This window comes from Actinoplanes sp. NPDC000266, from assembly GCF_042899005.1.
Taxonomy (GTDB): Bacteria; Actinomycetota; Actinomycetes; order Mycobacteriales; family Micromonosporaceae; genus Actinoplanes.
In genome coordinates this window covers 417,469-431,876 of the sequence record NZ_JBIAZI010000007.1, presented here as the reverse complement: position 1 = coordinate 431,876, position 14,408 = coordinate 417,469, and the positions used below count along the sequence as shown (strand labels likewise).

Genomic DNA, 14,408 nt, shown 5'->3' with positions numbered 1-14,408 from the left:
AGCGGCATGACAGCAGCTTCGTTTCGTCAGGCCCGCGATTTCCTGCTCGCGCACGCGACCGACTACGACGGCGCGGTGGCCGGTTTCCGCTGGCCCGAGCTGGGCGAGTTCAACTGGGCGCTCGACTGGTTCGACGTGATCGCGGCCGGCAACGACGCGCCGGCCCTGTGGATCGTCGAGGAGGACGGCTCCGAGCAGCGGTTCTCCTTCGCCGAGATGTCGCGCCGATCGGATCAGGTCGCGTCGTGGTTGCGGCTTCAGGGTGTACGCCGTGGGGACCGTGTCCTGCTGATGCTGGGCAACCAGGCCGAACTGTGGGACACCATCCTGGCCGTGATGAAGCTGGGCGCCGTGCTGATCCCGGCCACGCCGCTGCTCGGCCCGGCCGACGCCGCCGGCCGGGTGGCCCGCGGCGGGGCCCGGCACGTGATCGCCGGCTCGGCCGCCGCCGAGAAGTTCGCCGCGGTCGACCCGGATGTCACGCGCATCGCGGTCGGCCCGGCCGTCGACGGCTGGCTCGACTTCCGTTCGGCCTACGCCGTCGAGACGCCCTTCGAACCGGACGGCGTGACCCGAGCCGACGACACGCTGCTGCTCTACTTCACGTCGGGCACGACGGCGAACCCGAAGCTGGTCGAGCACACCCACGCCTCCTATCCGGTCGGGCACCTCTCGACCATGTACTGGATCGGCCTCCAGCCGGGAGACGTACACCTGAACATCTCGTCGCCGGGCTGGGCGAAACACGCGTGGAGCAACGTCTTCGCCCCGTGGAACGCGCAGGCCTGCGTCTTCATCTACAACTACACGCGCTTCGACGCCGGCCGCCTGATGGCCGAGATGCAGCGCTGCGGCGTGACGAGCTTCTGCGCCCCGCCGACGGTCTGGCGCATGCTGATCCAGTCGGACCTGACCGCCCTGTCCACGCCGCCGCGCCTGGTGGTGGGCGCCGGCGAGCCGCTCAACCCCGAGGTCATCGACCAGGTGAACAAGGCGTGGGGCGTGACGATCCGCGACGGCTTCGGCCAGACCGAGACGACCGTGCAGATCGCCAACACCCCCGGCCAGCCGGTGAAGCCGGGCTCGATGGGCCGCCCGGTCCCGGGCTACCGCATCGAGCTGATCGACCCGAACACCGGCACCCCGGCCGCCGAGGGCGAGATCTGCGTGGCCCTCGACCCGCGCCCGGCCGGCCTGATGGTGGGCTACCACGGCGACGAGGAGCTGACCGCCGATCGCATGGCCGGCGGCTACTACCACACGGGCGACGTGGCCTCCCGGGACGAGGACGGCTACATCACGTACGTGGGCCGCACCGACGACGTCTTCAAGGCCTCGGACTACCGCATCTCCCCGTTCGAGCTGGAGAGCGTGCTCATCGAGCACGAGGCCGTGGTGGAGGCGGCCGTGGTGCCGTCCCCCGACCCGGTCCGGCTGGCCGTCCCCAAGGCCTACATCGTGCTGGCCGAGGGCTGGACGCCCGACGCCACAACGGCAGAGGCGATTTTCTCGTACGCCCGTGAGCACATGCCGCCGTACGCCCGCATCCGCCGCCTGGAGTTCACCGACCTCCCCAAGACCATCTCCGGCAAGATCCGCCGAGTGGAGCTGCGAGCCGCCGAGCACGAGAAGCGCCCGGCCCCGGACAGCGTTCCCCCGGGCGAATTCAGTGGCTGAGCCGGGCCGGTTGCGACGGGTGCGGGCGAAGCTGGACGCCGCCGCCGCGACGCCCGGTGAACACTTCGGCGCCGGCGCCCACGGATTCCGGCTGGGACCGCCGCTGCCCGAGAGCGACGTCACGGCGTTCGAGCACGACCACGGCGTGCGACTGCCGGACGACTACCGGGCGTTCATCACGACCGTCGGCAACGGTGGTCCCGGCCGGTGGGGAGGCGCCGGCGGTGGCTCGACGCGGTCCTGGCCGGCGAGCGGCACTTCCATTGAGCAGGCTCGGCGCGGGTCAGAACCTCAGGGCGGCCGGGGCGTGGGCCGGGACGGCGGGTGAGTGGGGCGGGATCGGTGACAGGCGGGTGTAGCCCTCGGTGGGGCGTACGTCGGTTTCGCCCTTGTTGGGCCACAACGCTATTGCCCGTTCGGCCATGGCCGTGATGGTCAGGGACGGGTTCACGCCCAGGTTGGCCGGCACGGCCGAGCCGTCGATCACGTGCAGGCCCGGGTAGCCGTAGACGCGGTGGTAGGCGTCGACCACGCCCGAGGACGGGTTGGCGCCGATGGTGGCGCCGCCGAGGATGTGGGCCGTCATCGGGATGTTGAAGATGTCGCCGACCGTGCCGCCGGGGAAGCCGCCTATGCGGGTGGCGATGCGGCGTACCGCCTCGTGGCCGACCGGGATCCACGCCGGGTTCGGGGCGCCGTGGCCGGGGGCCGTGGTCAGGCGGCCGCGCCGCGTCCGGCGTACGGTCAGGGAATTGTCGGCCGTCTGCATGACCAGGGCGATGATGGTGCGCTCGCTCCAGCGGCGCACCGACAGGGAGCGCGCCAGCACGTACGGATGGCGCACCGCCTCGGCCAGGAAGCGCAGCGGCCGCGGCACCCGGCCGCCGCCGTCGACCAGCAGCGTGGAGAGCAGGCCCATCGCGTTGCTGCCGGGGCCGTAGCGGACCGGCTCGATGTGGGTGGTCGCGTCGGGGTGGAACGACGACGTGATCGCGACGCCGGACGAGTACGGCTCGTCCGGTACTTTGGCCGCCTGCGCGCCCAGCAGCGCCTCGGAATTGGTGCGGGTCAGCGCGCCCAACTGCGGCGAGATGCCGGGCAGGATCCCCTTGTCGCGCATGGCGTGCAGCAACGATTGCGTGCCCAGCGCACCGGCCGACAGGATCACGTCGCGGGCCGTGAAGGTCCCCCGCGTGGTCGTGATCGTCCACGTCGGACCGGGACGCAGCTCGGTCACCGTGGTCAGCGGGTGCACCGTCACGCCGGCCTGCTCGGCCAGGTAGAGATAGTTGACGTCGAGGCGGTTCTTGGCGCCCACCTTGCAGCCGATCATGCAGTTGCCGCATTGCGTGCAGCCGGTGCGCGACGGGCCCGCCCCGCCGAAGAACGGGTCGGCGACAGTCTTGCCGGCTTCGCCGAAGAAGACCCCGACCGGTGTACGCCGGAAGGTGTGCCCGACGCCCATCTCCTCCGCCACGTCGCGGATGACCACGTCGGACGGGGTCATGGTGGGTTGCTCGGTGACGCCCAGCATCCGTGACGCCTGGTCGTAGTACGGCGCCAGCTCGGCCGCCCAGTCGGTGATGCCCGACCAGCGGGGATCGTCGAAGAACGTGGCCGGCGGGCGGTACAGGGTGTTGGCGTACACCAGAGAGCCGCCGCCGACCCCGGCCGCCGACAGCACCACGATGTCCTTGAGAAGGGTGATCCGCTGGATGCCGCGCAGACCGAGCTTGGGCGCCCACAGGAAGTTCCGCAGGTCCCACGAGCTCTTCGGGAGCGTCCGCGCGGTGAAACGCCGGCCTGCCTCGAGCACGCCGACCTTGTAGCCCTTCTCGGCCAGGCGCAGCGCGCTCACGCTGCCGCCGAAGCCGCTGCCCACGATCACGACGTCGTAATCAGCCACGGCCCCACTTTTGCATTACCCGCCGGTAACCACCAGACCTCAGGTCAGTAAAACCTTGAGATAACGGCCGGACGCGGCATCGTCGAAGGCCGATGCCGCCTCCGCCAGGGGATAGGTGGCGCCGACCAGCCGGGAGACGTCGACCTCGCCCGTGACCAGCAGCCGGATCGCCTCGGCGAAGTCGTCCGGCAGATAGGTGGCGCTGCCCTGCAGGCGCAGCTGACTGTCCTGGATCAGCGGCAGCGGGATCGACACATCGGCCGGCGGCACCCCGACCACGACGACCGTGCCGCCCTTGGCGGCCAGGCCGAGCGCCTGGTCGATGGAGCTCTGCGTGGCCACGCAGTCGAAGACCACGTCGGCGCTCTCCCCGAGCGCCTCCCGGACCTGGCCGACGGCGTCCGGCGCGGTCGCGTCGACGGCCGCCGAGGCGCCGAACGACAGCGCCCGCTCGCGGTTGGCGGCGGAACGCGCGGTCATCACGACTCGCGTAGCCCCGTACACCCGGGCCGTCAGAAGCGTGAGAAGGCCGATCGGCCCGGCCCCCAGCACGGCCACGGTCTTGCCGGCGACGCCGCCGGCGAGCCCGATCGCGTGCACCGGCGTGCTGAGCGGCTCGATGAACGCCGCCGCGGGCCAGTCGAGCTCGTCCGGGACGAGGTGCAGCCGCCGCTGGTCGATGGTGAAGTAGTCGGCCATGCCGCCCTGATCGTGGGCGCAGCCGAAGAACCGCAGCCGCTCGCAGATGTTCTGCCGTCCGGCGCGGCACTGCTTGCACTCCCAGCAGGGCAGGAACGGCTCGACCGTGACCCGCTGCCCGGCCCGGAACGCGGTGACGCCCTCGCCGATCGCGGAGATCGTGCCGGAGACCTCATGGCCGGGCGCGTAGGGCAGCTCGATGAACGGGTGCAGCCCGTGCAGCGCGTGCGTGTCCGATCCGCAGATCCCGGCGACCGCCGTGCGCACCTGGACCTCACCCGGCCCCGGCGTGGGCACTTCCGCCGAGACCACCGCGACCCCGTCGCCCGAAACGATCACCCGTTGCATCATCACGCTGAGACCTTAATGCGGCCTGCATCGACCCGGGAGAGGTCAGATGCGGTCTGACCTTTGAGGACACGCGGCGTTTCTACTTCTACAAAACTCCTTTTTCTGGACATATTGCGCGACGTGCGGGCAACGACGCCCGCCACGAGAAAAGGAATCACATGCGGATCCGATCTGCCTTCGCGCTCGCCACCGCCGCCGTCGCGGCCGGACTGGCGATCGCCGCCCCGGCTCAGGCCACCATCAACATCGGCAACGTCGATGTCACGGTGACCGACGTGGCCTCGGGCAACGAGACCTACCTGCTGCAGAACGTCTCGGTTCTTCAGGCGGCCCAGGTCTGCCAGGTCAACGTGGACGTCATCACGGCCACCCTGCTGCGCGGCGACTACGCCAAGTGCAGCAGCAAGACCAACAACCACCAGAAGGCGTGGATCAAGAAGCACTGACGTTTCACCGCCGGCCCGGCTTGCCTTCCCGGGCCGGCGGTTCCGCCGGACGGCTGGCGCTCCCGGCGCGGGCGGTCCATGCTGCGGAAATGCTGTCGTATGCATCGGGAACCTCGGATCTGGCCCTGCTCGGCGAGACGATCGGCGAGAACCTCGAACGGACGGCGTCCCGCTTCGGCGAGCGGGAGGCGCTGGTGGACGTGGCGGCCGGGCGCCGCTGGACGTACGCGGAACTGAACGACGATGCGGACCGGCTGGCGCGTGGCCTGCTGAGACGCGGGATCGGCAAGGGCGACCGGGTCGGCGTCTGGGCTCCCAACTGCGGCGAGTGGGTGATCACGCAGTACGCGACGGCCAAGATCGGGGCGATTCTGGTCAATGTCAACCCCGCTTACCGTACGCACGAATTGCGCTATGTCGTCGAACAGTCGGGCATGGGGCTGTTGATCAGCGCGCGCGAGTTCAAGACGAGCAACTACCAGGCCATGATCGAGGAGATCGGGTTCCGCGACGTCATCTACATTTCCGACTTATCCGGAATTTACGAGGATGGTCCGGCGGTCACCGCCGACTTGAGCTTCGACGATCCGATCAACATTCAGTACACGTCCGGAACGACCGGATTCCCCAAGGGCGCGACCCTCTCGCACCACAACATCCTCAACAACGGCTACTTCGTCGGCGAGCTGATCAACTACACCGAGCACGACCGGGTCTGCCTGCCCGTGCCGCTCTACCACTGCTTCGGCATGGTCATGGGCAATCTCGCCGCCACCTCGCACGGCGCCTGCATCGTGCTGCCCGCACCGGGTTTCGATCCGGCCGCCACCTTGCGGGCCGTCTCCCAGGAGAAGATCACTTCGCTGTACGGCGTCCCGACCATGTTCATCGCGGAGCTGGGACTGCCCGATTTCGGCGAGTACGACTTGAGCTCCCTGCGGACGGGCATCATGGCCGGCTCGCCCTGCCCGGTCGAGGTGATGAAGCGGGTCGTGGCCGAGATGAACATGGCCGAGGTGGCGATCTGCTACGGGATGACCGAGACGTCGCCGGTCTCGACCATGACCCGCCCCGACGACAACCTGGCCCGCCGCACCGGGACCGTGGGCCGGGTCATGCCGCATCTGGAGTCGAAGGTCGTCGACCCCAGCACCGGCCTGGCCGTCGCCCGCGGCGAGCCGGGCGAGCTGTGCACCCGGGGCTATTCGGTGATGCTCGGCTATTGGAACCAGCCGGAGGCCACGGCCGAGGCGATCGACGCCGCCCGCTGGATGCACACCGGCGACCTGGCCACCATGGACGCCGACGGTTATCTGAACATCGTCGGCCGCATCAAGGATCTGGTGATCCGCGGCGGCGAGAACGTCTATCCGCGCGAGGTCGAGGAGTTCCTCTACGCGCATCCGGACATCGCCGACGTCCAGGTGATCGGCGTGCCCGACCCCAAGTACGGCGAGGAGCTGATGGCCTGGGTGGTCATGCGCCCCGGAGCGGCCCCGCTGACCGCGGACGACGTCAAGGCGTTCTGCGCCGGAAAGCTCAGCCACTACAAGGTCCCGCGCTACGTGCACGTGGTCGACGGCTTCCCGATGACCGTCACCGGCAAGGTCCGCAAGGTCGAGATGCGGGAGAAGGCGGTGGGCATTCTCGGCCTGTCGTGACGCGCGCCACGAGACGGCATACAAGAGGCCAGTGGCCCGTTACGGTGGACGTAGCAAGATTCCACTGGCCTCTTAAGGAGCCGTCATGAGCAAGGTCTGGCTTATCACCGGCACGTCCCGCGGCCTGGGCCGCCAGCTGGCCGCTTCGGTCCTGGAGCACGGCGACCGGGTCATCGCCACCGCGCGCCGCCCGGAGCAGCTGGAAGACCTCACGAAGACGTACGGCGACCGGGTACGCGCCGTCGCGCTCGACGTCACCGACCCGGCCGCCGCCCGGGCCGCCGTGGCCGAGGCGGCCGGCGCCTTCGGCCGGCTCGACGTGCTGGTCAACAACGCCGGATACGCCGACGTGGCGTCGATCGAGGACATGCCCGAGGACGCCTTCCGGGCCCAGATCGAGGCGAACTTCTTCGGCGTCGTCAACGTCACCCGGGCCGCCCTGCCGGTCATGCGGGAGCAGGGCGAGGGCCACATCATCCAGATCTCCTCGGTCGGCGGCCGCGTCGGCAGCATCGGCCTCGGCGGATATCAGTCGGCCAAGTGGGCCGTCGGCGGCTTCTCCGAGGTGCTGGCCAAGGAGGTAGCGCCGTTCGGCATCCGGATCACCGTGGCCGAGCCGGGCGGCATGCGCACCGACTGGGCCGGCGACTCGATGGGCACGCTGGCCGTGAGCGACGCCTACAAGCCGGTCATCGAGCCGGCCGTGGCCCGCTTCAGCGAGTTCAACGGCAACCAGCCGGGCGACCCGGCCCGCATCGCCCAGGTCCTGATCGACGTGGCCAACCACCCGGCTCCGCCGCTCCACCTGCTGCTCGGCGCCGACGCCGTGGCCGTCGCTCAGGCCCACGCCGCATCGCTCGCCGCCTCGGACGCCGAGTGGCGGGCCGTGAGCGAGTCGGTCAGCTTCGCATGACCGACCGGCAGTTCCAGAGGGCCCGCAGCCCCGAGCAGCGTGAGGCCCGCCGGCAGGCCATCCTCGGCGTCGCCGGGGAGCTGCTGGCCGAAATGCCGGTGAGCGAGATCAGCCTGCGCGAACTCGCCCGCCGGGTCGGCCTGTCCAAGACGAACGTGGTCCGCTACTTCGAGACGCGCGAGGCGGTCTTCTTCGCGCTGCTCAACCGGACCATCGGCGAGTGGCTCGACGGGCTCGACCTGCCCGCCGGCCCGCCCGCCGAGGTGATGGAGGCGCTGGCCCGGTCGCTGGCCGGGCAGCCGCGGATGTGCGACCTGTGGAGCGCGCTCGGCACCGAGCTCGAACGGAACATCACGGCCGGGGCGGTCCGCGACTTCAAGCTCGTCAACGGTGAGCTCCTTCAGGCGCTGGCCGGCCGGCTGCGCGAGCGGATCCCGGCGCTGACCGAGGAGTCGGCCCGCGAGCTGACGTCGTACACGGTCCTGCTGATCGCGGGATTGTGGCCGTTCGCCAACCCGTCGCCGGGGGTCGCCGAGGCTGTGCGGGACCCCCGGCTGGCGGGTTCGCGGGTCGACTTCGCCGAGCGGCTCGGCCGCGCCCTGGTGGTGGCGGTCACCGGCCTGCTCACGCTCGGCTCGGCAGCACCCGGGCGATCGTGACGGTGCCCGGGGAGGCGCCCGCCGCCGGATAGGCGGCGCTGCCATCGGCGTACGACTTGAAGGCCTGGTAGTTGTGGTCCTTGACCCCGATGGTGAAAGCGGCGCCGATCGCCGAGCCGGTGCCCGAGTCGAAGACCCGCGCTTTCATCGACGAGCCGGACTGCCAGGAGAGCAACATCTTTCCTTCCCCGTACGTCACGAGGTGCGGATGCTGCGACGTGGCCCCGGTGGCGACGGTCTTGCCGGCGGCCGAACTGCCGGCGAAGTGCGACAGCTTCACGGTGCCGCCCTGGCTCCAGGCGGTCCAATAGCCCTTCGACGCGGCGAGGACGAGGTCACCGCCGAAGAGCGTGCCGTCGCAGGTGCCCTTGGCGACGGTGCGATAGGGGTTGGGCTGGGCGATCCGGCAGTCGTTGTCGGTGGCGCAGACCATCACGTACTTCTTCACCCGCGGATCCCAGACGATGCGCGACGTCCACGCGTGCGAGCAGCCCACCTCGAAGCTGCCGTGGCCGCTCAACAGGGCACCACTCTTGCTGACGACCTGCATCCGGTCGCCCTCGTGGACATCGACGCAGTCGCCGTTCCTGACGGTGATGGCGACCCCGAAGTACGCGGCATAGTTGGCGCCGTCCGAGGCGAGCCGGCCGTGGTGCTGGTACCACCAGACGAACCGGGCGCCGTCGTCGTAGCCACCCCGGCCGCCGGCGAGGTTGGTGACCTGCCGCTCCCAGACCTGCCGCCCGTCGTTGTCGAACCGGACCATCCACATGGTGTTGCAGGGGCTCGACTCGCCACCGCAGAGCGGCCCGGTGTTGCAGGAACCCTTGCGGGTGAGCAGCAGGACGCCACCGGCCGCGTCGGCCTGCACGTCCTGAAGGTCGATGCCGGTGAAGCTGGTGGCCCCGCCGGCGAGTTTGTCGTCGCAGCCGAGCCGCCCGAGGTGAACCTTGCCGTCGGTGCCGAGCCAGGCCAGCCAGGACCCGCCGCCCGGGGTGGCGGCGATGGCCAGCGGCAGCTTGTCGGTGTCGCCTTCCCCGCCGTAGCCCACGACCTTGCCACCACCGAGGCTCACATTCGTGATCTTCGTGGTGGGGGCAGCGCCCTGAACCCGCTTACAGCCCCCGACCGCCACCGTCCCGGAGCCCGAGGCAGACACCGACGCGGGAGCCGAACTCGCGCCACAGGCACCGCTCGCGCCACCCGCGCCGTTCACGCCACCCGTGCCGAGCGCGCCCGCGCCGTTTGCGGCGCTTGCGCCAGGCGTTCCCGTGCCATTTGTGGCGCTCACGCCGAGCGCACTCGTGCCATTCGCACCGCTCACGCCAGACGCACCCGCGCCATTCGCACCGCTCACGCCGAGCGCACCCGCGCCATTCGCGCCGCTCACGCCAAGCGCACCCGCGCCATTCGCACCGCTCACGCCAGACGCACCCGCGCCATTCGCACCGCTCACGCCAAGCGCACCCGCGCCATTCGCGCCGCTCACGCCACTCGCGCCTGGCGCACCCGCACTCCCCGCCGAGGCTCCGCCCGCCGAAGCTGCGCTTCCGGATATTTCCGATTTGTCGCAGAGGGAAGCCGTCGGGGAGGCCGCAGAGGAGGCGGAGGAGGCGGACGCCGCGGAGGAGGAGGCGGAGGCCACGGAGGCCGCGGAAGGTCCGGAGGAGGCAGAGGCCGCGGAAGGCGCGGAGGAGCCGTCATCGGAGGCGGGGCCGCCCCACCAGCCCAGGGCGCGGGCGCCGAAACCCAGTGGCACGCCGGCCACCACGATCAGGCCGGCCACGATCGCCAGGAGAACCAGTCGCCTCGGCCACTCGGCCCGGCGGTGCCCAGTCACGCTCATCCATCAACCCTCATGAGTCGGCCACGATGCGGGCAGACTCTACTGGGAACGCTCCCAGCCCGGAACTCAGCGCCGGTAGATCGTCATCGAATAGCCGACCTGATCGATCACCGTGGCCGAGTCGATCAGGCGTTTCAGCTGGTTCCGGGCCAGCGCGACCCGCGAGTCGGACACCACCACGATGCCGTGCACCTCATCGAGCGGCACTCCGAGCGGGTTCGGCGCGTCGATGCCGTAATAGCGCGGCACCCCGCTCCCCTTGTAGACCAGCCACACCTTCTCGCCCGGGTACTTCTCCCGCAGCGTCGCGGCCAGCCTCGGCAGGTCCTGTCCCCAGTCCACGTTCGAGTCGTGCAGGTTCTTGTGGGTGTTCGCCGTGCCGCCGAAGGCCTCGTTCGAGTACGGCAGGTAGTACGGGAACGTCCGCAGCGAGCTCACCGCCACGAAGGCGATCAGCACCGCGGCCGGAACCCAGGTCCACCTCCACTTGATCAGCATCACCGTCCCGGCCACCACGGCCAGGAACATCGGCATGAAGATGACGTACCGGCTGCCGTAGTCGCGCGCGCCCGTCATCGCCACCAGCATCAGCACCCCGGCCGGCAGCAGCGTGTAGAGCCCGGCGATCCACTTCTTGACCAGCAGCGTGACCGTGCCGGCGATCCAGAGCGCGATCATGCCCAGCGGCGTCTTGATCAGCAGTGCGGCCGGCAGGTAGTACCAGCGCGATCCCTTGTACGCCTCACCGAACAGGAACCCGTTGAACGTCTGCCGCTCGAACTTGAACTGGATCAGCACCCCGTCCCGGTAGGCCTTCGGGAACGGCAGCAGGTCGGCCGCCAGCCCGCGCAGCCCGCCCGGGTTCGTGATGCCGGGCGGCGTGGTGAAGCGGAGCCGCGGATCCACGGCCAGATAGACCACCCACACCGTGGCCACCGCGATGACGCCGACCCCGATTGCCCTTCCCACCACCTTCCATGACGTACGGAAGGGCAGCAGGGCCAGAAGCAGGGCGATCGGCACCGCGGGAAGCGTGCTGGCCCGGGTCGCCAGCGCCGCCCCCAGCGCGACCCCGGCCAGCGGCAGATAGAGCTTGGGCTTCTCCCGCGCCCGCCACAGCAGCCAGAACGTGGTCAGCACCAGCCCCGCCGCCGGCACGTCGAGCGTGGCCAGCGCACCGTGCGCGATCAGGTCGGGCGAGAAGCTGTAGAGGCCCAGGGCCACCAGCCCCGCCCAGGGCCCGGCCAGATCCCGCGCGAAGAAGAGCACGACCAGCCCGAACAAAAGGGTGAGCAGGATGATGGGCAGCCGCGCCGCGAGCATCAGCCGGAACGGGTTGTTCCCCGATTCGTACAGCAAATGCCGCCCCAACAGCGACTGATTCCCTTGATAGCCCTCATCGAGCCGCGCGTCCTCGAAGGCCATGCCGGCCGCCATGAGCAGCTTGGCCAGCGGCGGATGCTCCGGGTTGTAGCGCAGGCTGTGCTGCTGCGCGTAGACCGCGGCCGTGCCCACATAGACCGGCTCGTCGATGGTCGGCGACTGCTGCACCGCCGTCGTCACCATGGCGAAGGCCATCTGCCCCAACAACAGCACCACCACGAGCGGATAGAGCCATCGTCGCTGCAGCACCGGGCAAACTTAGCCGGTCGCCGGTCAGAGCCGGCCCTTGAGCTCCTTCTTACCGGCCGCCTTGCCGGCGTAGACGCGGTCGGCCACGAAGGGGAAGAGGTTCGCGGCCGCCACCGCCGCGCGGTACCGGCCGGGGACGATCACGCGGCGACGGGGACGCTTGAGGGCGCTCTCGATGGCGGCGGCGACGATTTCCGGACCGGGCAGGCCGGGACGGTTCTTGTTGGCCGGGCCGGCGATGTAGCCCGGCTCCACGAGGGTGACTCCGATGCCCGTGCCGGCGAGCTCTCGGCGTACGGAATCGGTCATGCCTCTGAGAGCGAACTTGGTGGCCGAATAGGCGCCGCTGATGCCGACCTCGCCCGCCACCGAGCCGATGTTGACGATGGCGCCGGAGCGCTGCTCGCGCATGAGCGGGACGACCGCGCGCATCAGGCGGATCGGGGCGATCAGGTTGACCTCGACCATGCCGACCACCACGTCGTCGTCCGACAGGACGGACGCGGCGCCGCCGATGCCGGCGTTGTTGACCAGGCCGTCGACCCGGCCGGTGATCTCGCGGGCCCGCTCGACCAGGGCGGTGATCGCGGCCGGGTCGCGGACGTCGGTCGGCACGGCGACGCCGCCGGTCTCGTCGGCCAGGGCCTGAAGTTTGTCGGCGCGGCGGGCGGCCAGCACGACGGTGACGCCGTTGCCGGCGAGGCGCTGGGCGGTGGCGCGGCCGATGCCGCTCGACGCTCCCGTGACGATGACGACCGGCATTCGCTTCCTCCCCTGGTCAAAGAACGGCGCCGCCGGTTTCCCGGCGGCGCCGTCGATGGTTCAGCGCTTGCTGTGGTACGCCTCGACGATGTGGCTCGGGATGCGGCCACGCTCGGAGACCTCGTAGCCGTTCTTGTTCGCCCACTCGCGAATGGCCTGGTTCTGGTCGCGGCTGGCGCGGCCCGTGCTGGCCTGGGCGCCCCGGCGGACCGGTGACGCGACCGAACTGCGGCCGACCCGGGTCGCCGCGTTCAGGAACGGGTCGAGCGCCTTACGCAGCTTGCCGGCGTTCTTCTCGGAGAGGTCGATCGTGTAGTTCACACCGTCCAGTCCGAACTCGACCGTACGGTCGGCCTCTCCGCCGTCGATGTCGTCGGTCAGAAGGGTTATTACCTGCTTGGCCATGGTGTGCCCCGCTCCTACAGCGATGTCATTTGAGTCACGACTATGCGCACGTCGGCGACGCCGTGAATGTCGATACGGTTTCATTCTGTCTCCCGACCGTTGTCAGAGCAAATTTGCCCCCTTCGCATGTCGCAATTCCGCTCCTCCGGTGCCCCTCTTTTCATGCTTGTGAATGTCCTGTAACGTGTCCTGGGAGCGCTCCCACCCCCTCGTCCCCCTCCCCCGGAGCATGTGGAAATGAGACGCCTCTTCCGTGCCTGCCTGGCCGCCGGATTGCTCGCCGCGGCCGGCGTGGCGACGTTCGCCGTCGCCGGGCCCGCCTCGGCCGACGCCGAGATCTGCGAGCAATACGGGACCACCACCATCGGCGGCCGCTACATCGTGATGAACAACCGCTGGGGCACCTCGGCCCAGCAGTGCATCAACGTGACCAGCACCGGCTTCGCCATCACCAGTCAGCAGGGCACCGGCAACACCAGCGGCGCCCCGGTCTCCTATCCGGCCGTCTATTTCGGCTGCCACTACACGAAGTGCTCGCCCGGCACGAATCTGCCGATCCGGGTCAGCGACATCTCCAGCGCCACCAGCCGGGTCAGCTACAGCTACGTGCAGGGCGCCACGTACGACGCCGCGTTCGACATCTGGCTGGACCCGTCGCCGAGGACCGACGGCGTCAACCAGCAGGAGATCATGATCTGGTTCAACCGCCAGGGCTCGATCCAGCCCATCGGCTCGGTCGTCGGCACCGCCACCGTCGGCGGCCGCTCCTGGGAGGTCTGGCGCGGGAGCAACGGCGCCAATGCCGTGATTTCGTACGTGGCTCCGGCACCGATCTCGTCGTGGTCGTTCAGCGTCCTCGACTTCATCCGCGACGTACAGAATCGCGGCGCGATCACCAACGCTTGGTATTTGACGAGCATTCAAGCCGGATTCGAGCCCTGGATCGGCGGCGCCGGCTTGGCCGTGACCGATTTCGCGGCCGAGGTGAACGGTGGAGGCATCCCCACTTCCCCGCCGACTTCCCCGCCGACTTCGTCACCGACAACCCCGCCGCCCGCCGGTTCCGCCTGCCGCGTCACCTATGCGACCAACACTTGGAACACCGGCCTTACCGCAAATGTAACGGTGACCAATACAGGCAGTACCGCCCTGAACGGCTGGGCCCTCGGATTCACACTCCCATCCGGCCAGTCCATTACCGGCTCCTGGAACGCGACCTTGACCGGTTCCGCGGGCGCGATCACGGCCAGAAATGTCGCCTACAACGGCACGCTGGCCCCGAACGCGAGCGCGAGCTTCGGCTTCCAGGCCACCCACAACGGCAACACGGCCACCCCCGCGGCCTTCACCCTCAACGGCTCCGCCTGCACTACCGCGTGACCCATCAAGACCCGAGCCGCCTCGTAGCCGATTCTCCGGCGCCGGGGCGGCTCGTCCATTTTCGACCATCG

At 69.8% G+C, this 14,408-nt stretch carries 13 protein-coding genes; 7 read left to right on the top strand and 6 right to left on the bottom strand.

What is annotated here, in order from left to right:
• Nucleotides 1-6 precede the first annotated feature (6 nt).
• Nucleotides 7-1,677 (top strand): AMP-binding protein, encoded by a 1,671-nt coding sequence (locus ACFY36_RS29530; protein ID WP_499749159.1) that lies wholly within the window; start codon nucleotides 7-9, stop codon nucleotides 1,675-1,677.
• Between the two features lie 19 nt (nucleotides 1,678-1,696).
• Entirely contained in the window at nucleotides 1,697-2,005 is a 309-nt protein-coding gene (locus ACFY36_RS29525) for an SMI1/KNR4 family protein (RefSeq protein ID WP_499749158.1), read from the top strand.
• Here ACFY36_RS29525 and ACFY36_RS29520 read toward each other — a convergent pair.
• Nucleotides 1,961-3,583, bottom strand: coding sequence for a GMC oxidoreductase (locus tag ACFY36_RS29520; protein WP_499749157.1), 1,623 nt, complete (start codon nucleotides 3,581-3,583; stop codon nucleotides 1,961-1,963). The two genes, ACFY36_RS29525 and ACFY36_RS29520, sit on opposite strands and share 45 nt — an antisense overlap.
• Nucleotides 3,584-3,622: 39 nt before the next feature.
• The gene (locus ACFY36_RS29515; protein WP_499749326.1) at nucleotides 3,623-4,633 is read right to left on the bottom strand and encodes a zinc-dependent alcohol dehydrogenase; all 1,011 of its coding nucleotides are present in this window, start codon (nucleotides 4,631-4,633) and stop codon (nucleotides 3,623-3,625) included.
• A gap of 158 nt (nucleotides 4,634-4,791) precedes the next feature.
• Here ACFY36_RS29515 and ACFY36_RS29510 point away from each other — a divergent pair, with 158 nt between their 5' ends.
• The 4 genes from ACFY36_RS29510 (at nucleotide 4,792) to ACFY36_RS29495 (ending at nucleotide 8,312) form a co-directional block, all read left to right on the top strand.
• Nucleotides 4,792-5,079, top strand: a complete 288-nt coding sequence (locus ACFY36_RS29510) for a hypothetical protein (RefSeq protein ID WP_499749156.1) — start codon at nucleotides 4,792-4,794, stop codon at nucleotides 5,077-5,079.
• An 89-nt stretch (nucleotides 5,080-5,168) separates the two neighbouring features.
• On the top strand, nucleotides 5,169-6,740 hold the full coding sequence (locus ACFY36_RS29505; protein ID WP_499749155.1) for an AMP-binding protein: 1,572 nt from the start codon (nucleotides 5,169-5,171) through the stop codon (nucleotides 6,738-6,740).
• 85 nt (nucleotides 6,741-6,825) lie between these two features.
• The gene (locus ACFY36_RS29500) at nucleotides 6,826-7,653 is read left to right on the top strand and encodes an oxidoreductase (RefSeq protein WP_499749154.1); all 828 of its coding nucleotides are present in this window, start codon (nucleotides 6,826-6,828) and stop codon (nucleotides 7,651-7,653) included.
• Nucleotides 7,650-8,312, top strand: a complete 663-nt coding sequence (locus tag ACFY36_RS29495; protein WP_499749153.1) for a TetR/AcrR family transcriptional regulator — start codon at nucleotides 7,650-7,652, stop codon at nucleotides 8,310-8,312. The genes ACFY36_RS29500 and ACFY36_RS29495 overlap by 4 nt, the downstream gene beginning before the upstream one ends.
• On the opposite strand, the gene ACFY36_RS29490 is transcribed toward ACFY36_RS29495, so the two are convergent.
• The 4 genes from ACFY36_RS29490 to ACFY36_RS29475 form a co-directional block, all read right to left on the bottom strand.
• Nucleotides 8,278-9,387, bottom strand: coding sequence for a hypothetical protein (locus tag ACFY36_RS29490; protein WP_499749152.1), 1,110 nt, complete (start codon nucleotides 9,385-9,387; stop codon nucleotides 8,278-8,280). The genes ACFY36_RS29495 and ACFY36_RS29490 overlap by 35 nt on opposite strands.
• 837 nt (nucleotides 9,388-10,224) lie before the next feature.
• Nucleotides 10,225-11,790 carry a glycosyltransferase family 39 protein gene (locus tag ACFY36_RS29485; RefSeq protein WP_499749151.1) on the bottom strand — a complete coding sequence of 522 codons (1,566 nt, stop codon included), beginning with the start codon at nucleotides 11,788-11,790 and terminating at the stop codon, nucleotides 10,225-10,227.
• Between the two features lie 24 nt (nucleotides 11,791-11,814).
• Nucleotides 11,815-12,552, bottom strand: coding sequence for an SDR family NAD(P)-dependent oxidoreductase (locus ACFY36_RS29480; RefSeq protein ID WP_499749150.1), 738 nt, complete (start codon nucleotides 12,550-12,552; stop codon nucleotides 11,815-11,817).
• Between the two features lie 60 nt (nucleotides 12,553-12,612).
• The gene (locus ACFY36_RS29475; RefSeq protein WP_097322213.1) at nucleotides 12,613-12,957 is read right to left on the bottom strand and encodes a histone-like nucleoid-structuring protein Lsr2; all 345 of its coding nucleotides are present in this window, start codon (nucleotides 12,955-12,957) and stop codon (nucleotides 12,613-12,615) included.
• A 237-nt stretch (nucleotides 12,958-13,194) separates the two neighbouring features.
• Between ACFY36_RS29475 and ACFY36_RS29470 the strand changes: the two genes are divergently transcribed.
• Nucleotides 13,195-14,337, top strand: a complete 1,143-nt coding sequence (locus tag ACFY36_RS29470; RefSeq protein WP_499749149.1) for a glycoside hydrolase family 12 protein — start codon at nucleotides 13,195-13,197, stop codon at nucleotides 14,335-14,337.
• Nucleotides 14,338-14,408: the final 71 nt, after the last annotated feature.